We start from the raw sequence: 17879 nt of genomic DNA on the forward strand, positions 1-17879 counted from the left end.
ACCGCGGCCGTGTCGCGCCGATGCGCCTCGGGCCGTTGCTCGCGGCGGCCGCTCAACGCACGTTCCCGGCGCCGTTCACCAGCGGCGCGACCGCTTCGCCGAACCAGCTCAGCTGCTCGTTGACCTCGGCCGCGCTCGTTCCGGCGAAGTTGATCGCGAGCTCGTTGAAGCCCGCCGCCGCGTAGCGCGCGACCGCCTCCGCGACCGCCTCGGGCTCGCCGGGGACCGTCGCGCTGCGCTCGTCGTCGCGCGCGGCGATGCTGGCGCTGAGCCGGTCCAGCTCCTGCTCCGCTCTGCCGATCCCGATCGTGTAACGGATCGTCAGCGCGTCAGGGTCGCGGCCGGCGTCGGCGACGCGCTCCTTCAGCGTCACGACCGTCGTGCGCAGCTCGTCGTCCAGCGCGGCGCCCATCGGCATCCAACCGTCGCCCAGCTCCACCACCCGCCGCAGCGGCGCGGGCCCCGTGCCGCCGGCGATCCAGATCGGCACGTGCGGCGCCTGCGCGCAGCGCGGCTCGAACGTGAGGTCGGAGAACTGCACGTGCTCGCCCGCGAACGCCGGCCGCGGCTGCGTCCACAGCGCCTTCATCGCGCGCAGGTACTCGTCGGTGATCGCGCCGCGCTCGGCGTGGTCGACGCCCAGCATCGCGAACTCCGGCGCCAGCCAGCCGACCGCCGCGGCGAGCGTGAAGCGGCCGCCCGACAGCTGGTCGATCGTCGCGATCTGCTTCGCGGAGACGAGCACGGGCCGGTATGGCACGACGAGGCTGGTGACGATCCGCAGCCGCGTCGTGCGGGTCGCGAGATAAGTCGCGAGCACCGTCCAGTCGGGCCAGTCCGGCGTGACGCCGGCGGCGCTCGGGCCGTCGGGGCAGACGACGTGATCGGAGACGGTCACGCTGTCGAAGCCCGCCCGCTCGGCGAGCACGGCGGCGTCGCCCATCGCTTCGAGCGATCCCCAGCGACCGTACGGATAGAGCCACAGCGAGAAGCGCATCGTCACGCCGCCCGGGCGCCCCCGCGCGCGCGGCGCGTCGTGGTGCTCGCCGTCGCGGCGCCCACTAGGCCGCCTTGCCGGCCTCGACCAGCGCGCGGATCGGCGCGACCGGGCAGGCGTTGTCCCAGTGCATCAGCCGGCCGACGTGCTGCATCCCGACGAACCAGCCGAGGCTGAAGATCAGGTCGGAGAACTCCGCCTCGCTGAACTGCCCCTGCAACTCGACGGTCAGCTCGTCGGACGGTCCGCCGGGCGCGACGGCAGCGGCCGCATAGCGCTCGACCAGCGCCGCGCGGGCCTGGTCGGCCTCCGACAGCTGGGCGTCGCGCTCCATGATCGCCTCGCCCTCCTCGGCGGTGCGAAAGCGCGTGCAGTACGAGCAGCCGATCGCCTCCGCGAGCGCGATCCGCATCCGCTCCTTGATGACGGGGTCGAGCGCGTTGTCGACCCACAGGACCTGCTCGGCGTGTTGGACCAGATCACCGACGGGCGCGTGTCTGCCCATGAAGACCTGAAAGACGTTCTCGGCCATTCCTACCCTCCGACGAGTCGCGTCGCCTCCGGCGGAGGCGCAGACAGTGGTTGCTGCCGGCCCTCGTCCGGCAGCGGGGTGCTGCCCGGCGGCCGCTTGCGCGTGCCGGGCCCGACCTGCAGCTCGGCCGCGCCGAGCAGTCCGTCCGGTCGCCAGCGCAGCATCGCGATCAACGCGACGCCGAGCACGGCGGCCGAGATCCCGGTCGCGAGCTGGATGTGCACGCCGACGACGTTGACGCCGTCCTCGACGCGTCGCAGCAGCTCGTTCACGACCGAGATCACCGCCGCGCCCGTGAGCGCGCCGGTGATGCTGTTGATGCCGCCGATGATCGCCATCGAGATGACGACGGTCAGCTGCGGCAGGTAGAAGGACGCCGGCGAGAAGCCGCCCAGCAGCTGCGCGTAGAGCGCGCCGCCGATGCCGGTGATGAACGCCGACAGCGCGAACGCCCACAGCCGCGAGCGCACCAGCGGTACGCCGGAGGACTCCGCCGCGACCGGCTCGTCGCGCGCCGCGCGGGCGCGCAGGCCCAGCGCGGACCACTTGAACCACGACGCGAGCGCGACCGCCACCGCGAGGCTCGCGAAGACCCAGAAGAACGTCGTGTTCGTCGGGATGCCGTAGATCGACTGCGGCCCGCGCGTGATCGGCGTCGCCTGCGCGATCACGTTGTTGACGATGATCAGCAGCCCGAGCGTCGCGATCGACGCCGCCGCGCCCGACAGCCGCATCAGCGCGCCGCCGGCCAGCAGCCCGATCGCGCCGGCGACGAGGCCGCCGATCACGAGCGCGGGCGCGATCGAGACGCTCCAGCTGCCGATGAACGACGGCAGGTCGGGCAGGAAGATCGACTTGTCGGCGATCGGGATCGCGGCGATGCCGCCCGCGTACGCGCCGAGCGCCATGAAGGCGATGTGGCCGAACGAGACGATGCCGGTGTTGCCGACGAAGACCTGGAAGCCGACGACCATCACCGCGTTGATGCCGAACAGCAGCACGATGTCGGTCAGCCCGCTGTCCTGGTAGAGCAGCAGCGAGATCGCGGTCACGACGGCGACGGCGAGCAGCGGCCCGACGATCGCGCCCGCGAGGCCGCCGCCGCCGCGCACGCGGTCACGATGAAACGAGATCGGGCCCGTCATCGCGCCGCCTCCGCCGCTGCGCCGCGGCCGGTCAGGCCGGTCGGCCTGAGGATCAGGATCGCGATCACGAGCGCGAACACGATCGCCGGCAGGTACGAGAGCGCGCCGTCGGGCAGCGCGACGCTCATGATCGTTTCGAGCGCGCCCAACGCAAGGCCTCCGATCACCGCGCCGTAGACGCTGCCGAGGCCGCCGAGCACGATCGCGATGAACGCCTTCAGCGTCGGATCGAGGTCCGAGCGCGGCGTCACCGCGCCCGTCTTGGCGAACCACAGCAGGCCGACGACGCCGGCGATCGCGCCGCTGATCGCGAACACGATCATCAGGATCCGGTCGGGCTTGACGCCCATCAGCCGCGCGACGTCCGGCAGCTCGGCGGCGGCGCGGATCTGAGCGCCGAGCGCGGTGCGGTTCATCAGCAGCCAGAACAGCGCCACGACGACGATCCCGCTGCCGATCGTGACGATCTCGACGACCGGCACGCTGACGCCGCCGACGTGCACGACGTCCTTGAAGAAGCCCGGCAGCGGCAGCACTCTCGGACCCTCGGAGAACAGCAGGATCGCGACGTACTGGATCACCAGCAGCACGCCGAACGAGGTGATCAGCAGCGTGATCGGGTTGGCGCCGATGAAGGGGCGGTAGGCGAAGCGGCCCATCGCGACGCTCAGCACGGTCACGAACAGGATCGTGATCGGCACGACGAGCGCGAACGGGACGCCGTGGTCGCCGAGCACGTAGACCGCGTACGCGGCCCACACGAGCAGCATGCCGTAGGCGAAGTTGACGAGGTTCATGACGCTGTAGACGAGCGTCAGACCGAGCGCCAGCAGTGCGTAGGTGGAGCCGACGCTGAGCGCGTCGACGATCCGCTGGACGATCTCCGTCACCGGGTTTCGCTCCGTTCGGTCGCAGTCTCGATCTTGGTCTCTGCCTGCTCGATGCCGAAGTACGCCTCGAGCAGGATGTCGTCGCCCTGCATCGCGGAGGCGCGGTCCTCCAGCACCTTCTCGCCGAGCTTGAGGATGCAGGCGCGGTCGACGAACTCCAGCGCGCGCCGCGAGGACTCCTCCACGACGACGAGGCTCTGCCCCTCCTCGCGCAGTCGGTGCAGCACGTCGTAGACGTCGTTGCCGACCTTCGGCGCGAGGCCGAGGCACGGCTCGTCGAGCAGCAGCAGCCGCGGCTGCGCGATCAGCGCGCGGCCGATCGCGAGCATCTGCTGCTGGCCGCCGGACAGCTCGCCGCCCATGTTCGTGCGGCGTCTGCCGAGTACGTCGAACATCCCGTAGACGCGCTCAAGGCCCTCCGCCAGGTGGCGCTTCGCCTCCGCCGCGCCGAAGCGCCGCTTCAGCGCCGTCCCGCCGATCTTGAGGTTCTCCTCGATCGACAGGCTGGTGAAGATGCCGCGCCCCTCGGGCGCCAGCACGAGCCCGAGCCCGGCGCGCTCGTCCGCCGGCATCCCGGCGAGGTCCTGGCCGGCGAACGAGACGGAGCCCGACCACGGCGTCATCAGCCCGGCGATCGTCGCCATCAGCGTCGACTTGCCGGCGCCGTTGGCGCCCAGCACCGCGATCGCCTCGCCCGGCTGCACGACGAGCGACAGCTGCTTCAGCACCTGCGTGCGGCCGTAGCCGATCACGAGGTCTCTGACGTCCAGCAGCGGCGTGCCGACGGCGGCGTCGTCGGACAGCGCGCGGTCGCGGTCGCTGGTCGCCGTCATGGCGCGCTCCCGAGATACGCCTCGACGACGTGCTGCTGTCTGAACGCCTCCTGCGGCGGACCCTCGAAGATCACCTTGCCGTCGTCGAGCACCTGGATCCGGTCGCTCGCCGCCAGCATCAGGTTCATGTCGTGGTCGATCAGCAGGATCGAGATCTGACGCTCGCGCCGGACCTCCTGCAGCAGCTCCAGCAGCTCGGCGGTCTCGCTGTCGTTGAGGCCGGCGGCAGGCTCGTCGAGCAGCAGCACCGACGGCTCGCCGACCAGCGCGCGCGCCAGCTCGACGCGCCGCTGGTGGCCGTACGGCAGGCTGCCGACGACCGTGCGCTCGAACGGCTGCAGCCCGAGCCGCTCGATCTGCGCGGCGACGGCCGCCTTGCCGCCGTCACCGCGCCCGCCCGCCGCATTGACGCCAACGCTGACGTTCTCCTGCACGGTCAGCTCGCCGAACAGCTTGAGGTTCTGGAAGGTGCGCGCCAAGCCAGCCTTGGCGCGCCGCATCCGCGATGCCTTCGAGATGTCCCTGCCGTGCAGCGAGACCGCGCCGCCGTCGATCTGCAGGACGCCGGAGATGCAGTTGACGAGCGTCGTCTTGCCGGAGCCGTTGGGGCCGATCAGCCCGAGGATCTCACCGTCGTCGAGCTGCAGGTCGACGCCGCCGAGCGCCGTCACCCCGCCGAACCGCTTCACCACTGCGCGTGCCTGCAGCGACATCGGCTAGTACCCGTTCGCCGATCGCAGCTCGCCGGCGTCATAGGTGTCGAGCTGTCTGAACTCGCCACCGTCGATCCCGACGATGACGGGGTTCCAGACCGCGTAACCGTCCTGCCAGCGCAGCAGCGTCCCGCCCGGCACTCTGACGTTTCTCTGCGCGCGGATCGCGTCGGCCGCGGTCTTCGCGTCGGTCACGTCTCTCTGCTTCAGCGCCTCGGCGATCGCCAGCATCATCTGGTAGGACTCCGGCGCGTTCGCCTGCTCCGGGAAGTGGCCGAACTTTCTCTGGTAGGCCTGCGTGAATCTGAGGATCTCCGGGTCCGTTCTGGGATCGGTGCCCGCGCCGCTGAAGTAGACCTGCACCGCGAACGCGAGGTCGTTGGACTGCGCTCTGCCGACGAGCTTGGGCAGCTCCTGCGTGTCGAGCGTGACGTTGCCGAGCACCGGCGTCGTGATGCCGGCCGCGCGCAGCTGCTTGACGAAGGTGCCGACGCCCGGGAAGGCGGCGAGCGCCTGGATCACGTCCGGTCTGGTGCTCTTGATCTTCGAGATCGTCGAGGCGTAGTCGGACTGCCCGCCGATCGAGTCGACCTTGTCGCTGCCGACGACTCTGCCGCCGCCCGCCTCGAAGACCTTTCTGAACGTCGGGTCCTGCTCGGTGAAGTAAGCGCCGCCCGCGTCGATGACCTGGAACGCCGTTCTGTAGCCCTGGTCGAGCGCGTATCTGCCCTGTGCCAGGCCGAGCTCGATCGTCGTGATGCCGGCGTTGAAGAAGAGATCGCCGACGGCTCTGCCGAACTGCGTCGAGGAGGCAGCCGAGGACAGCGTCAGCGCGCCCGCCTCCTGCCCGGCGCGCGCAGCGGCGATGCCGAGGTCGAAGTCGTCGGGCACGAACAGGATCTGCGCACCCTGGTCCAGCAGCGACTTCGCGACCGTCGCACCGACGGCCGGATCGGACTTCATGTCCGCCGAGATGACCTTCAGTCTGCATCCCTTGATGCCGCCGGACGCGTTGATCTGGTCGATCGCCACGAGCAGCCCTCGTCTACCCGCCAGGTCGAAGAACGACCCGGAGCCGGAGTCGGCCATGTCCATGCCGACGGTGATGCTCCCATCTCTACACGCGAGCGAGCGGCCTCCGCCGCTGTCGCTGCTCGCACTCGTCGATCCGCTGCTGCCCGAGCTGCTGGAGCTGTCGGAGCTGTCGGAACCGCATGCTGCGACGCCGGCGCCGAGCACCAGCGCGATGCCCAGGAGGGAGCATCGCTTGAGAAAGCCGCCCATGAATACCTCTTCACGTAGTTATCACGATGCGTGCAGTTGTTCACTCTGCGTGCATTCGACCGTATCGCACCCTCCTGGCCGCGTCAACGGCCACGAGGCGCAACTCTGCTGTGGGGGAGCATCGGTGAGTCACTCTGGTGCTCCTGCGGGCAGCCGCGAGGCCGCTGCACCGAGCACGGTGTAAGAAAGGCGATAGACGCGGAAGCCGTGGTAGCCGCGCAGGTTGCCGACCTGCTCGTCCCAGCCGACGGCGGCGTCGTATTCGGGCGAGTGGAACGGCAGCCGCTCGTCCTCGAGCTCGTAGATCGCGAGGAAGCGCGCTGCTGCGTCAGCGCTTGCGAAGCGCCGCGCCGAGCGCCAACCCGGACAGCCCAGGATCTCTGGCACGTGCACGTTCGAATACCACGCGTCGAACGAAACCGCATGCTCCGGCGCCACTTCCGTAGTGATCACGTTCAGCAGCGCGGGGGTCTCGTCGTGCTCGCCGGCCCGGTCGCAGAGACGGAAGGTCTCGGCGTCGTAGTTGCGAATCCGCCGGCCGATCGACTCCTCGCGAAACGGCGTCAACTGGAGCGCCAGCTCCGCGCCCGCCTGCGTCCCGGGGGCCAGCTCGTGGATCGTCAGGTGGTCCGGCGAACCCGTCGCGCTGCCGTAGACGAGCGCCCGCACCGCGCCGCTCTGCGCGAGCGCGCGCGGGAGATGCTCGCCGCGGTACCACTGCTCGAACGACTCCGCGTACGCCGGGTCGACATCGAGCAGCGACAGGTGGATCAACGCCATCTGTTCACTCTACAAAAATCTGTTCGCATTGTGAAGGTTTTGATGCTGACTTCGGTGAAGAGGCCTTGAGCGAAGAGGACCGGGGTGGGCAGCCACCCAACCTCTCTGTCAAGCTCTTGCGCATGGAGCAGCTTTTAGGTCTTTCGTGGTGACGGGCGACGCGGAGCGGCGCGATGCCGACGTCGCGGTCGTCGGCGCCGGCATCTCCGGGCTGCACGCCGCGCGGCTGCTGACGGCGGGCGGCCTCGACGTCGTCGTGCTGGAGGGACGCGACCGGATCGGCGGCCGCACCGTCTCGGCGCCGATCGGCGCGGGCCGCCAGGTCGAGCTCGGCGGCCAGTTCGTCGCGGCGAGATACCAACGCCTCACCGAGCTGTTGCGCGAGTTGGAGATCGACACCTTCCCGACGTACGACGACGGCGAGAACCTGCTCGACTTCGGCGACCGCCGCCGTACCTACAGCGGAGCGGTGCCGCCGCTGCCGCTGCTCGCGCTCGCCGGCATGGGGCTGGCCGAGTGGCGCCTGAACCGGATGGCGCGCAGCGTCGCGCCGCAGGCGCCGTGGACGGCGCGCCACGCCGCGCAGTGGGACGCGCAGACGTTCGGCGGCTGGCTGCAGCAGCACGGTCCGCGCAGCGGCCAGGCGCGCACGCTGCTGAACCTGCTCGCCGGCACCGTCTGGGGCGCCGAGCCGGAGCAGCTGAACCTGCTGCAGGCACTCGCCTACGCCGCCGCGGCGGGCGGCCTGCGCCAGACCGCGGGGGTGCGCGGCGGGATGCAGGAGCGGCGCATCGACGGCGGGCCTGCGCAGCTGTGCGCGGCGCTGGCCACGACCGCTGGCGAGATCCGCCTCGGGACGACCGTGCGCGAGATCGTCCATCCGCGCGACCGCGTCGACCTGCGCGCCGACGGCCTGATCGTGCGCGCCAGGCACGCGATCGTCGCGGTACCACCGGCGCTCGTGTCGCAGATCGCGTTCGATCCGCCGCTGCCGGTCGCGCGCGACGATGCCCTGCGACGGCTGCCGGCCGGGCGCGTGACGAAGGTCGTCGCCGTCTATCCGACGCCGTTCTGGCGCGACGACGGACGCAGCGGCCAGGCGGTCAGCGACGCAGGGCCGGCCGGCGCGACGTTCGACAACTCGCCGCCGGACGGCCGCCCGGGCGTCCTGCTCGGCTTCGTGACGGGCAGACGCGCGACGGCCTTCTCCGCGCTCGCGGCGGCGGAGCGGCGGCAGTTGGTCGTGGCGCAGTTCAGACGCCTCTTCGGCGCGGCGGCGGACCGCCCCGAGCAGTACCTCGAGCACGACTGGGCGGCCGACCCGTTCGCGCGCGGCTGCTACTTCGGACTCGCCGGCCCCGGCATGGTCAGCGCGGTCGGCGACCTGCTGGAGCAGCCGCTCGGGCGCCTGCACTGGGCCGGCGCGGAGACGACGGTGGCCTCCTACGGCGGGATGGACGGCGCCGTGCTGGCGGGCGACCGCGTCGCCGCCGAGGTGATCGCCTCCCCATAGAGCAGATTTTCTGTATAGAGTCGCGAGCGACCATGATCGTCGATTGGCACGCGCACTATCCGATGCAGGTCGTCAAGCGCCCGCGCTCGACGCTGGACCAGATGCGCAAGGTCGGCGGCCGGGCGACGCTCGGCGATCGCATACGCGCGCTGATCATCAACGTCGCGAGCCGCTTCGCCAGCGACAAGGACGAGCACTCCGGCAACCGGATCACGGTCGACGGCATGCGCAGCGGCGGCGTCGGCGTGATGCTGTCGGTGCTGTTCCGGCCGTTCGACGAGATGGACCTGAGCAAGCCGTACGCGGCACCGCCGGCGTCGAGCTACTACGCGGGGCTGCTGCACGACCTCGAGGCGGTCGAGGCGGACATCGCCGAGAAGGACCCGGCGGTCGTGCGGTTCGCGCGCGACGGCGCCGAGCTGGAGCAGTGCCTCCAGGACGGCGCGACGGCGATGGTCCACTGCGTCGAGGGCGGCTTCCACCTCGGAGACGGCAGCGACGAGATCGCGACGCGCTGCTCCGAGCTGGCGAGACGCGGCGTCGCGTACGTGACGGTCGCGCACCTGTTCTTCCGCCAGGTCGCGACGAACGCGCCGGCGATCCCGTTCATCCCCGACCCGCTCTACGGCGTCGTCTTCCCGCAGCGCGGCAAGGACCGCCTCACGCCGCGCGGGGAGGCGGTCGTACGCGGCCTCGTGCGCAACCGCATCCTGATCGACCTCAGCCACATGGACCCGCCCGCGATCGCCGAGGTCGTGAGACTGCTCGACGACGAGCTCGACCCGGACGCGCAGCTGCCGCTCGTCTCCACGCACGCCGGCTACCGCTTCGGCAGACAGCGTTACATGCACGACGACGAGACGCTGCGCGAGATCAAGCGCCGCGACGGGATAGTCGGGCTGATCATGGCCCAGCACCAGCTCAACGACGGGATCCGCAGAGACCACACCGACACGTTCGAGCAGTCGCTGGAGGTGATCTTCAGACACGTCGACAAGATCGCGGAGGTGACCGGGAGCCACCGTCACGTCGCGATCGGGACCGACTTCGACGGCTTCATCAAGCCGACGATGAGCGGGCTCGACACGACGGCCGACCTCGCCCGCCTCGACGCGGCGCTGCACGATCGCTACGGCGACGACGCCGAGCTGATGACCTCGCAGAACTCGCTGCGCGTGCTGCGCAGACTGTGGTCGGCGGCAGGTCCGCCCGGGCGATGAGCGGGGCCGGGGTCGCGGGCGCGCCGGAGGCCGACGGCTTCCACCACCCGGCCGGCGAGCAGGAGCTCGTCGCGCTCGTGCGGCGCGCCTACCGCGAGGGGCTGCAGCTGCGCGTGCGCGGCGCCGCGCACTCCGTCTCGCACGCGATCTACAGCGACCCGGCCGGCGCCCTGCCCAACCGCGTCGGCCAGCAGTCGCCGCCGGCCGGCCCGAACCTCGACGTGATGCTCGACCGGCACGCGGGCTGGCGCGTGCGCGACGCGGCGCGCAAGCTCGTCGAGGCGGACGCCGGCATCCACCTGGGACTCGATCCGAGCGACCCGGCCGGCGCGGGCGCGCTGGAGCGCAGCCTGCTGTGGCAGCTCGCGACGCAGAAGCGCTGGACCCTGCTCGACACCGGCGGCGTCACGCACCAGACCGTCAGCGGCTTCACCGCGACCGGCTCCTCGGGCGGGTCGCTGCAGTTCTCCGCCAACCGCAACCTGTGGGGCTTTCGCTTCGTCGACGGCCGCGGCGAGCTGCACGAGCTGACGCGCGACGACGCCGACCCCGAGCTGTTCTACGCGATGTGCCCGCACCTGGGCCTGCTCGGCGTGATCTCGACGGTGACGTTCGAGTGCGTCGACGCGTTCGAGATAGACGGCCGGGAGGCGACGACGACGCTCGACGACTGCCCGGTCGACCTCTTCGGCGACGGCGGCAGCGACAGCGAGGGCGCCCGTCCGTCGCTGGAGCGCTTCCTGCGCGAGACGGAGTTCGCGCGGCTGGAGTGGTGGCCCCAGCGCGGCGGCGAGCGCGTGCTGACGTGGCAGGCCGCACGGCGGGCGCCGCAGCCCGGCTTCCAGCCGCGCCCGTACAGACGCTTCGGCGACGACGACCCCGAGGCCGCCCAGCACCTGATCGGCGTGCTGTTCGCGATCATCGGCAACCTCGACGACCTGTCCGCCGCCAAGCCCAAGCTCGAGGACGACTTCGACGAGCTGAGACGGGTCCTGGAGCTGCTCGGGAGCAAGGACCTCGGCGCCGTCGGCAAGCTGCTGGCGCGGCTGCTCAGCGTCGCGATCGAGTTCAGCGTCGACGCCGCGATCACGCTGCTGGAGCCGGCCGCGCCGCTGATCGAGCGCGAGCTGCCGGGCGTCTTCCCGCGCCTGGTCGACCTGTTCGTCCCGCTCGACGCCGACAGACACGGCGCCGGCCGCGGCAGACCGCAGACGTTCCAGGACTTCAGCTGGCACGGCCTGCCGATGGACAACCAGGCCAGCGACGTGCTGATACCGACCGAGTTCACGGAGGCGTGGGTGCCGCTGGGGCGCGCGCAGGAGGTGATGGGCCTGCTGCGCGACTACTTCGCCGCCCCGCGCGACGACGGCGCCGCGCTGCGCCGCAGCGGGACGTACGCGTGGGAGCTCTACGCGGCGATGCCCGAGCGCTTCTGGCTGAACGCCTCCTACACGAGCGGCGACGACGAGTGGCGCGACGGCGCGCTGCGGATCGACCCGTACTGGTATGCCGACAACGCCGCCGATCCCGTCGACACGCTGTTCGCCGGTCTGTGGCATCTGCTGCGCGACGCCGGGATCCCGTTCCGCCTGCATTGGGGCAAGTTCCACCCGCGCCGCCCGACGGGCGACCGCACCTGGGTCGACTTCTTCCGCGCGCAGTACCCGCGCTGGGACGACTTCCTCAGACTGCGCGCCGAACGCGACCCCAACAACATCTTCCTGACCGACTACTGGCGCGACCGCTTCGGGCTCTGGGACGAGCCACGGCCGCGGCCGCGGTGACGAGACCTCCGCCCTCGGTGATCTCGCACGGACGCGCGGCGGGCGGGCGGGCGTAGACTGGCGGCCATGTGCGCGAGCGAGCGTCTGGTGATCTCCGAGGGAACGGCCGTCGAGGTGCTGGCGTACCTCGTGACGGCGGCGCGCACCCAGCTCGACGAGGCGGCCGAGTACGCGCCGATGCGGCTGCTGACCGCCGCGCGCCGGCTCGCCGACGGGCTCGACGCGCGGGCGTCGGCGCCGCTGCGCGAGCTGGTCGCGGCGATCGACGCGATGCCCGTGGTCGCGACGCCGTCGGCCGATCGCGACGCCTACGTCGCGCGCGTCGACGAGCTCTGCGTCGCGCTCGCCGACTGCCTGCTCGCGCTCGAGGGCGACATCGGCGAAGGCGCATGAACGACGCGGCGTACGCGGCGATCACGAGCCGCCGCGTCACGCGCAACATGAGCGCCGAGCCGGTCGCTCCGGAGGCGTTCGAGCTGGTGATCGGCGCGGCTCGGCACGCCCCGAACGCCGGCAACCGGCGGCTGCAGCCGGTGGTCCCCGTGACCGACCCCAGACTGCTTCGGCTGCTGCGCTTGATCGCACCCGGGATGGTGCCGAGACCGCAGGCGGCGGCGGTCATCTGCATCGACGTCGCGCGCGCCCTCGACTACGGCTTCCGGCCCGACGCGCCCGGTCTCTACGTCGACGTCGGGACGACCGCGGCGACGCTGCTGCTGGCGGCGCACGCGGTCGGGCTCGCGTCGTGCCCCGTGACCTCGTTCAGCCGCGCCGCCGCCGGCCGCCTGCTCGGCCTCGCCCCCGGCGTCACGGCGCAGATGATCGTCTGCCTCGGCCACGCCGCCGTCGACCAGCCGCTCGCGATGGGCGCCTGGGCGCGGCAGCCGCGCTGACCGCGCGTCGCCCGGCGCCCGCCGCGGCAACCGCCGCGGCTCAGCCGACGCGGAAGCCGAGCGTCCGCGAGCGGGCTCTGTTGCCGGCGGCGTCGGTGACCGCGACGACGAGCCGGTAGCGCCCGGCGCGCAGCGCTCTTCTGGTCACGACGAGCCGCACCGCGCCGCGCTTGGCGTGACGTCTGAGCACGAGGACTCTGCGCGTTCTTCTGCCGATCCGGCGCTGCAGCGTGGCGCGCACGGTCGCCGGTTCGTTCAGCGTCAGCGCCAGGACGAGCGCGCCTCTGCGGCGGGTGACCGAGGTCTTCGTCAGCTTCGGCGCGGTGCGGTCGCCGCCGCGTCTGGCGGGCGTTCTTCTCGCGCTGCCGGGGGCCGGCGGCGCCGGGGTGCCGGATCCAGGTCCACCGGGCGGCGGGGTCCCCGCCGCGAGCGCGGCGAGGTGCGCCTTCAGCGCCGTGCCGTTGGGTGCGGCGGGCGTGCCGCTCGGACCCTCGATCAGCCGCAGGCTCGCGCACGGCGGGTCGGCCAGCTCGTCCGGCGCCAGCACGACCCACTGCCATGCGAGGTAACCGATGCCGCGCGCGTCGGCCCAGTTCATGTAGTTCGTGACATGTGTGTCCGTGCAGTCGGTCTCGCCGAACTCGCCGGTGACGACCGGCACCTGCGCCGCTACCGGCGCGATCTCCGCATCCCAGCACGCGGCCGTGTGGCAGCGCTGACCGCCGTAGTTGTGGAAGCTCGCGACGAGCTGGCCGTCGACCGGCTTGGCGTCGAGCCAGCCGCGCAGGTCGTTGGCGTAGTCGAGCCCGCCGAGCAGGATCGGCTGCGGCGCGCCGGCGGCGCGGATCGCGGCGACGAGCGCGCTCATGCCCGTGATCGTGAAGCGTCTGCCGTCGTCGGCATCGCCGTCGTTGCGCGCCATCGCCTGGCAGCCGCCGTCGCGCCAGCACGGCCACGTCAGCGTCAGCGCGTCGCGCGAGTAGGGCTCGTTGAAGGCGTCGAAGAGCACGCCGCGGTCGCCCTTGAAGGTCGCGGCGACCGAGGACCAGAACGCCGGCGAGCGGTCGTCGGCCATCATCCGCTGCCCGTCCGCCGGCAGACCGAGCGGGCCGCTCCAGTGCAGGTCGAGGATCACCGCGAGGCCGGCGCCGTGCAGCAGCCCGACCCAGCTGGCGACCGCGTCGCGGTATCCCTGCGCCGTCAGCCCAGGGCCGCCGGGCGCGCCGTCGTCACCGAGCCAGCAGTCCTGGTTGAGCGGCACGCGCACGACGTTCGCGTGCCAGCTCGCGATCAGCGCCGCCTGCTCCGCGGTCGGTCCGACGCTCGCCGGCCCGGCCGTGTTGGAGTAGCCGTAGCCGTGGAAGCAGGCGTACTCGAAGCTCGGCCAGTTGACGCCGCGCGGCACGAACGTCGCCCCGCTCGCCGTGTCGATCAGCCGGTTCCCGCTGACCGCCAGCGACGGCACCGCCGCCTGCGCTCCAGCGGCAAGCACGCCGGCCGCGGCGACCACGCAACCCGCCGCCACGAGCAACGCCAGGATCGTCCGCGTCCAGAGTCGCATGCGCAGCATCATGCCGTGCGCGAAGGACACGCGCCACCGGAATCCGGGCCTGAGCAGCCGAGCGCCCATACTGGACCCCCTCCCAGAGTTTGGGAAATCGCCTCCCAGAGGCTCCTGACGCGGCTACGATCGCCGTCGCCCGCAGACCCGAGGAGGAGCACGCCGATGCATCGCAGCAGCAGAACCCTGGCCCTGTTCGCCGCGCTCGCGCTCGCGATCATGGCGTTGGTCGCCCCGCTCGCGGGCGCCGCCGACAGTGCCGCGTCGAGCGACGGGGTCGCGCAGGCCAGCGCGAGAAGAGGCAAGAACGGCAAGAAGAGAGCTGCGACCTGCACGGCGAAGAGGGGCAAGGGGAAGCCGGGCAAGGGCAAGCGGGGCAGTGGCAAGCGAGGCCGTGCGATCGCCAGCGCCGCGAAGGGCAAGAGGGGCAAGGCGAAGGGCAAGCCGAAGCGCTGCTCGAAGACGAAGGCGACGCCGAAGCAGAAGCCGAACGCGAACCGCCCGAGCGACCGTCACGACCGCAAGCAGGGACGCCCGTCGAACCCGCGCGAGCGACGTGAGCAGCGGGAGCGGGAGCGCAACGACCGCCGGCCGACGCCACCGACGCGCAGAGCGCCGACCGTCTTGGCCCCGGCCGACGGCATCTACACGGCCGCCGCCGCACCCGGTCTGACCGTGACGATCAGCGCCAGAGGGACCAGCGCCCGCATCGTCTACACGGTCGCGAAGGCCGACTTCTCCGACGCGGTCTGCCAGACGCAGGACGTCGCGGTCGACGTGCCGGCGCAGCTGTCGCCCTCCACCGGCGGTTCGGGGATCACCGGCCACGTGCTGCTGCTGGCAGGCACCGGGACCGCCGACGTGCTCGGCAAGATCGCCGCCGACGGCACGTTCTCCCTCAACGTCAACGTGCTCGTCCCGTACGCCGCCAACCCAGGCGCCACCTGCAGCGGGAGCAAGTTCCTGACGGGGGTGCTCGCCAGATAGCATGCGCGGCTGCGATGAGAAGCGACAACGTCACCTGGCACGAGGGCTCGCTCAGCCGTGAGCAGCGCTGGGACGCGCTCGGGCGCAGCGGTGCGACGATCTGGCTGACCGGGCTGCCGGGGGCCGGCAAGACGACGCTCGCCCAGACGATCGAGGCGGCGCTGTTGAAGGCGGGACGCCCGGCCTACCGGCTCGACGCCACCACGCTGCGCGACGGCGTCTGCTCCGACCTCGGCTACTCCAGCGACGACCGCAAGGAGAACAACCGCCGCCTCGCGGAACTGGCGCGCCTGTTCGGCGACGCCGGCACGATCGCGATCATCGCGGCCGTCTCGCCGTTCGCCGAGGGGCGCAGCGCGGCGCGGCGCGTGCACGAGCAGAACGGGATCCCGTTCATCGAGGTCTTCGTCAACACGCCGCTGGCGGTCTGCGTCGAGCGCGACCCGAGCGGGATCTACCACCGCGCGATCGACCGCGACCTACGCGACGTGCCCGGCTTCGACCTCACGTACGAGCCGCCGCTGGCGCCAGAGGTCGAGGTCACGCCCGACGTCACCCCCACCCGCGCGCTCGACCTGATCGCCGCGGCCCTGCATGCGCAGACCGGCGCGCCCGCGTTCGACAACGGCTAACCGTTCGGCAGGAAGTACGTGAACGCCTGCCGGCCGTCGCCGGAGGTCTTGCGCGAGCACAGCGTCAGGGCCGGGTAGCCCGATCTGCGCGGGTTGACGCCCGCCATCCGCACGCCGGTGCGGTGACGCCAGCCGGCCGGGCACCAGCGATCGGAGTCGGCGGCCGAGGCGGCGAGCCTGAGCGCCCGGCCGCACGACAGCCCGTGTCTGAACAGCCCGACGTCGGTGGCGAGGTCGCCCGGGCAGCTGGTCAGGCGCAGCCCGTCGACCGTGCCGCTCGACGCCTGCGCACCGGTCGCGGTGGCGGCGAGCAGGCCGGCGGCGACGATCGCCGTCAGCCCGCCCCGCCGGAACCGTCGCAGCGCGCTCATCGGGCCGACACCACGAAGCGCGGGCTGGCGTCGTTGCCGCCCTGGTTCTCGACGGCGCAGCGGTACGGCGCCGTCGCATCGGGCCGGTCGCCGCGCAGGAACCCGCAGCTGAAGCTGTTGGACCCGACGATCGGGTTGTTGAACGTGAAGCGCACGCTGTAGGCGGTGCGACCGATCTTGTACGTCACTGTGCCCTCCGGCCCTCCGGCCTTGCCGTTGCTGCTCATGTTGCTCTCGACGCGGAACGTGCGCTCGTTGCTCGCGGCGACCGCGTCCGGCGGCATGCTCGCCCACTCGCCGTAGTCCAACGTGATCACGTCGCACGCGAGCGCCTGGTCGGTGCGGTTGATGACGCGCGCGGTGATCGAGCGCAGCGCGGTGCCGGCGCCGACGGGCGGGTAGTAGGCCCGCTCGTTGCCGGCCGAGGCGCCGATGCGGCAGTCCGTCCACGGCGTGTCGCTCGTGATCGCACGCACCATCAGCGCGCCGCGGCGCTCGCCGTAACGAGCGACGACGCGCTCGGCGAGGTCGCCCCAGACGGCCTTCGCCTGGCGACGCGCGCCGTCGACCGCGCGGGCGAAGTTGTCGGCGGTCTTGCCGCGCGGCGTCGACGGGTCGCTGGTGCCGCCCGTGCGCCAGTTGATCAGGCCCTTGTCCTTGTTCAGCACGCTGTGCGGGACGCGGCCGACGCACTCCGGCAGGGTGATCTTGACCAGCTCCTCGAGCGAGTCGTCGCAGCCGGTGATCGGGGCGCTGCCGGCCCGCTCGTCAGCCTCGCTCGGGATCGTGTCGCGCGCGACCGGGTAGCGCAGGAACGGCACCAGCTCGCTCTTGTGCAGGCCGATCGGGTTGGTCAGCGAGTAGACGGGATCGACGCTGTTGCCCGGCGTGACCCAGACCCAGTTCCACCCGCTCCACATCGTCTGTCTCGTACCCGGCGGCAGGATCGTCGGCTTGCTCGGGTCGGCCTGGTCGGCCCAGTTGCTGTGCGACCAGAAGTCCTCGGCGGCGTGCAGCGCGCGCCCAAGCCCGTTGTAGACGCGGCACTTGGCCGACTGACGGGCACCGTCGGAGGCGACGCGCGGGTAGGTGCAGGCCGACTGCTCGGTGGTCCCGCCGTTGATGCCCGACTCGACGAAGTTGATTCTCGCCTGGCGCGGGATCACGCTGTCGGCGTCGACGAGGTCGTCCGCCGCGGCGAGCGCCTCGTCGAGGTGGCGCTCGAACGAGTCGATGCAGGCCTTCAACGCCAACGCGGCTCTGGCGGCACCCGTCGCCGCATACGGAATGCCCGGCAGGTAGTCGCCGGCGTCGCAGTGCGCGGAACCGTCCTGGGTCACCTCCAACAGGCGGTCGGGCGCGCCGACCGCGCCGAACGTGCCGGACGCGCCCGCCAGCTCGTCCAGCGACTTCGGCTGAAAGCAGCGAGCCGGAGCGTCGGTCGCGTCGCACGACAGCACGCGCGTGATCTTCTCGTGCTCGGCGTGCTGGCCGCCGACGTCGACGGTCCCGAACGCGCCGGCGGAGGCCGGCGCCAGCAGGACCGACGCCCCCAGCACCAACGCGACCGCCAACGATTTCCTGCTCGATCTGGACACGACGTTCCTCATTGCTTGCCGGGGGACACAGGTGCGCCGCGATCGTGGCGCACAGACATCTCTTCGATCGGCAGGCGCGGGCGTCAGCTTGAGCGGCGGCGGCGGTCGCGTGACATCTTCGCCGATGGACCGGATTCAGTGCCGCG

At 71.8% G+C, this 17879-nt stretch carries 18 protein-coding genes; 7 read left to right on the forward strand and 11 right to left on the reverse strand.

Annotation, left to right across the window (positions count from 1 at the left end):
* Positions 1–52: 52 nt before the first annotated feature.
* The 8 genes from Q7L65_RS04025 to Q7L65_RS04060 all read right to left on the reverse strand — a co-directional run bounded on the left by Q7L65_RS04025 (position 53) and on the right by Q7L65_RS04060 (position 7174).
* Positions 53–997 carry a TIGR03619 family F420-dependent LLM class oxidoreductase gene (locus tag Q7L65_RS04025; RefSeq protein WP_304719139.1) on the reverse strand — a complete coding sequence of 315 codons (945 nt, stop codon included), beginning with the start codon at positions 995–997 and terminating at the stop codon, positions 53–55.
* Positions 998–1061: 64 nt separating this feature from the next.
* Positions 1062–1529: a hypothetical protein gene (locus Q7L65_RS04030; protein WP_304718956.1), complete on the reverse strand. Its 468-nt coding sequence runs from the start codon at positions 1527–1529 to the stop codon at positions 1062–1064.
* Between the two features lie 2 nt (positions 1530–1531).
* A complete protein-coding gene (locus Q7L65_RS04035; protein WP_304718957.1) occupies positions 1532–2674 on the reverse strand; it encodes a branched-chain amino acid ABC transporter permease in 1143 nt (380 codons plus the stop codon).
* Positions 2671–3564: a branched-chain amino acid ABC transporter permease gene (locus tag Q7L65_RS04040; protein WP_304718958.1), complete on the reverse strand. Its 894-nt coding sequence runs from the start codon at positions 3562–3564 to the stop codon at positions 2671–2673. Before Q7L65_RS04040 ends, Q7L65_RS04035 begins: the two co-directional genes overlap by 4 nt.
* A complete protein-coding gene (locus tag Q7L65_RS04045; protein ID WP_304718959.1) occupies positions 3561–4397 on the reverse strand; it encodes an ABC transporter ATP-binding protein in 837 nt (278 codons plus the stop codon). Before Q7L65_RS04045 ends, Q7L65_RS04040 begins: the two co-directional genes overlap by 4 nt.
* Entirely contained in the window at positions 4394–5110 is a 717-nt protein-coding gene (locus Q7L65_RS04050) for an ABC transporter ATP-binding protein (RefSeq protein ID WP_304718960.1), read from the reverse strand. Before Q7L65_RS04050 ends, Q7L65_RS04045 begins: the two co-directional genes overlap by 4 nt.
* Positions 5111–5113: 3 nt before the next feature.
* Positions 5114–6394: an ABC transporter substrate-binding protein gene (locus Q7L65_RS04055; protein WP_304718961.1), complete on the reverse strand. Its 1281-nt coding sequence runs from the start codon at positions 6392–6394 to the stop codon at positions 5114–5116.
* Between the two features lie 129 nt (positions 6395–6523).
* Entirely contained in the window at positions 6524–7174 is a 651-nt protein-coding gene (locus tag Q7L65_RS04060) for a DUF4286 family protein (RefSeq protein ID WP_304718962.1), read from the reverse strand.
* Positions 7175–7322: 148 nt separating this feature from the next.
* Here Q7L65_RS04060 and Q7L65_RS04065 point away from each other — a divergent pair, with 148 nt between their 5' ends.
* The 5 genes from Q7L65_RS04065 (at position 7323) to Q7L65_RS04085 (ending at position 12584) form a co-directional block, all read left to right on the forward strand.
* Positions 7323–8687 carry an NAD(P)/FAD-dependent oxidoreductase gene (locus Q7L65_RS04065; protein WP_304718963.1) on the forward strand — a complete coding sequence of 455 codons (1365 nt, stop codon included), beginning with the start codon at positions 7323–7325 and terminating at the stop codon, positions 8685–8687.
* A gap of 32 nt (positions 8688–8719) precedes the next feature.
* Positions 8720–9907 carry a dipeptidase gene (locus Q7L65_RS04070; protein WP_304718964.1) on the forward strand — a complete coding sequence of 396 codons (1188 nt, stop codon included), beginning with the start codon at positions 8720–8722 and terminating at the stop codon, positions 9905–9907.
* Entirely contained in the window at positions 9904–11691 is a 1788-nt protein-coding gene (locus Q7L65_RS04075) for a D-arabinono-1,4-lactone oxidase (RefSeq protein ID WP_304718965.1), read from the forward strand. Before Q7L65_RS04070 ends, Q7L65_RS04075 begins: the two co-directional genes overlap by 4 nt.
* Before the next feature lie 66 nt (positions 11692–11757).
* Positions 11758–12084, forward strand: a complete 327-nt coding sequence (locus Q7L65_RS04080) for a DUF6092 family protein (protein WP_304718966.1) — start codon at positions 11758–11760, stop codon at positions 12082–12084.
* Positions 12081–12584: a nitroreductase family protein gene (locus Q7L65_RS04085; RefSeq protein ID WP_304718967.1), complete on the forward strand. Its 504-nt coding sequence runs from the start codon at positions 12081–12083 to the stop codon at positions 12582–12584. Before Q7L65_RS04080 ends, Q7L65_RS04085 begins: the two co-directional genes overlap by 4 nt.
* A gap of 40 nt (positions 12585–12624) precedes the next feature.
* Here Q7L65_RS04085 and Q7L65_RS04090 read toward each other — a convergent pair whose 3' ends face one another.
* Entirely contained in the window at positions 12625–14145 is a 1521-nt protein-coding gene (locus Q7L65_RS04090; RefSeq protein WP_304718968.1) for a glycoside hydrolase family 5 protein, read from the reverse strand.
* A gap of 165 nt (positions 14146–14310) precedes the next feature.
* Here Q7L65_RS04090 and Q7L65_RS04095 point away from each other — a divergent pair, with 165 nt between their 5' ends.
* Both Q7L65_RS04095 and cysC read left to right on the forward strand, forming a co-directional pair.
* The gene (locus tag Q7L65_RS04095; RefSeq protein ID WP_304718969.1) at positions 14311–15132 is read left to right on the forward strand and encodes a hypothetical protein; all 822 of its coding nucleotides are present in this window, start codon (positions 14311–14313) and stop codon (positions 15130–15132) included.
* A 14-nt stretch (positions 15133–15146) separates the two neighbouring features.
* Entirely contained in the window at positions 15147–15764 is a 618-nt protein-coding gene (gene cysC / locus Q7L65_RS04100; protein WP_304718971.1) for an adenylyl-sulfate kinase, read from the forward strand.
* On the opposite strand, the gene Q7L65_RS04105 is transcribed toward cysC, so the two are convergent.
* Both Q7L65_RS04105 and Q7L65_RS04110 read right to left on the reverse strand, forming a co-directional pair.
* Complete coding sequence (locus tag Q7L65_RS04105) at positions 15761–16135, reverse strand: hypothetical protein (protein WP_304718972.1); 375 nt, start codon at positions 16133–16135, stop codon at positions 15761–15763. The genes cysC and Q7L65_RS04105 overlap by 4 nt on opposite strands.
* Positions 16132–17709 carry a hypothetical protein gene (locus Q7L65_RS04110; RefSeq protein WP_304718973.1) on the reverse strand — a complete coding sequence of 526 codons (1578 nt, stop codon included), beginning with the start codon at positions 17707–17709 and terminating at the stop codon, positions 16132–16134. The genes Q7L65_RS04105 and Q7L65_RS04110 overlap by 4 nt, the downstream gene beginning before the upstream one ends.
* Between the last annotated feature and the right edge of the window lie 170 nt (positions 17710–17879).

It is taken from the genome of Conexibacter sp. CPCC 206217 (assembly GCF_030646165.1).
GTDB lineage: Bacteria > Actinomycetota > Thermoleophilia > Solirubrobacterales > Solirubrobacteraceae > Conexibacter.

Bases quoted from the DNA above. Each gene is read 5' to 3' on its own strand.
- Q7L65_RS04045 (WP_304718959.1), bottom strand. From the start codon at position 4,397: ATGACGGCGACCAGCGACCGCGACCGCGCGCTGTCCGACGACGCCGCC.
- Q7L65_RS04050 (WP_304718960.1), bottom strand. From the start codon at position 5,110: ATGTCGCTGCAGGCACGCGCAGTGGTGAAGCGGTTCGGCGGGGTGACG.
- Q7L65_RS04085 (WP_304718967.1), top strand. From the start codon at position 12,081: ATGAACGACGCGGCGTACGCGGCGATCACGAGCCGCCGCGTCACGCGC.
- Q7L65_RS04035 (WP_304718957.1), bottom strand. From the start codon at position 2,674: ATGACGGGCCCGATCTCGTTTCATCGTGACCGCGTGCGCGGCGGCGGC.
- Q7L65_RS04075 (WP_304718965.1), top strand. From the start codon at position 9,904: ATGAGCGGGGCCGGGGTCGCGGGCGCGCCGGAGGCCGACGGCTTCCAC.
- Q7L65_RS04070 (WP_304718964.1), top strand. From the start codon at position 8,720: ATGATCGTCGATTGGCACGCGCACTATCCGATGCAGGTCGTCAAGCGC.
- Q7L65_RS04090 (WP_304718968.1), bottom strand. From the start codon at position 14,145: ATGCGACTCTGGACGCGGACGATCCTGGCGTTGCTCGTGGCGGCGGGT.
- Q7L65_RS04095 (WP_304718969.1), top strand. From the start codon at position 14,311: ATGCATCGCAGCAGCAGAACCCTGGCCCTGTTCGCCGCGCTCGCGCTC.
- Q7L65_RS04105 (WP_304718972.1), bottom strand. From the start codon at position 16,135: ATGAGCGCGCTGCGACGGTTCCGGCGGGGCGGGCTGACGGCGATCGTC.
- Q7L65_RS04080 (WP_304718966.1), top strand. From the start codon at position 11,758: ATGTGCGCGAGCGAGCGTCTGGTGATCTCCGAGGGAACGGCCGTCGAG.
- Q7L65_RS04060 (WP_304718962.1), bottom strand. From the start codon at position 7,174: ATGGCGTTGATCCACCTGTCGCTGCTCGATGTCGACCCGGCGTACGCG.
- cysC (WP_304718971.1), top strand. From the start codon at position 15,147: ATGAGAAGCGACAACGTCACCTGGCACGAGGGCTCGCTCAGCCGTGAG.
- Q7L65_RS04055 (WP_304718961.1), bottom strand. From the start codon at position 6,394: ATGGGCGGCTTTCTCAAGCGATGCTCCCTCCTGGGCATCGCGCTGGTG.
- Q7L65_RS04030 (WP_304718956.1), bottom strand. From the start codon at position 1,529: ATGGCCGAGAACGTCTTTCAGGTCTTCATGGGCAGACACGCGCCCGTC.
- Q7L65_RS04025 (WP_304719139.1), bottom strand. From the start codon at position 997: ATGCGCTTCTCGCTGTGGCTCTATCCGTACGGTCGCTGGGGATCGCTC.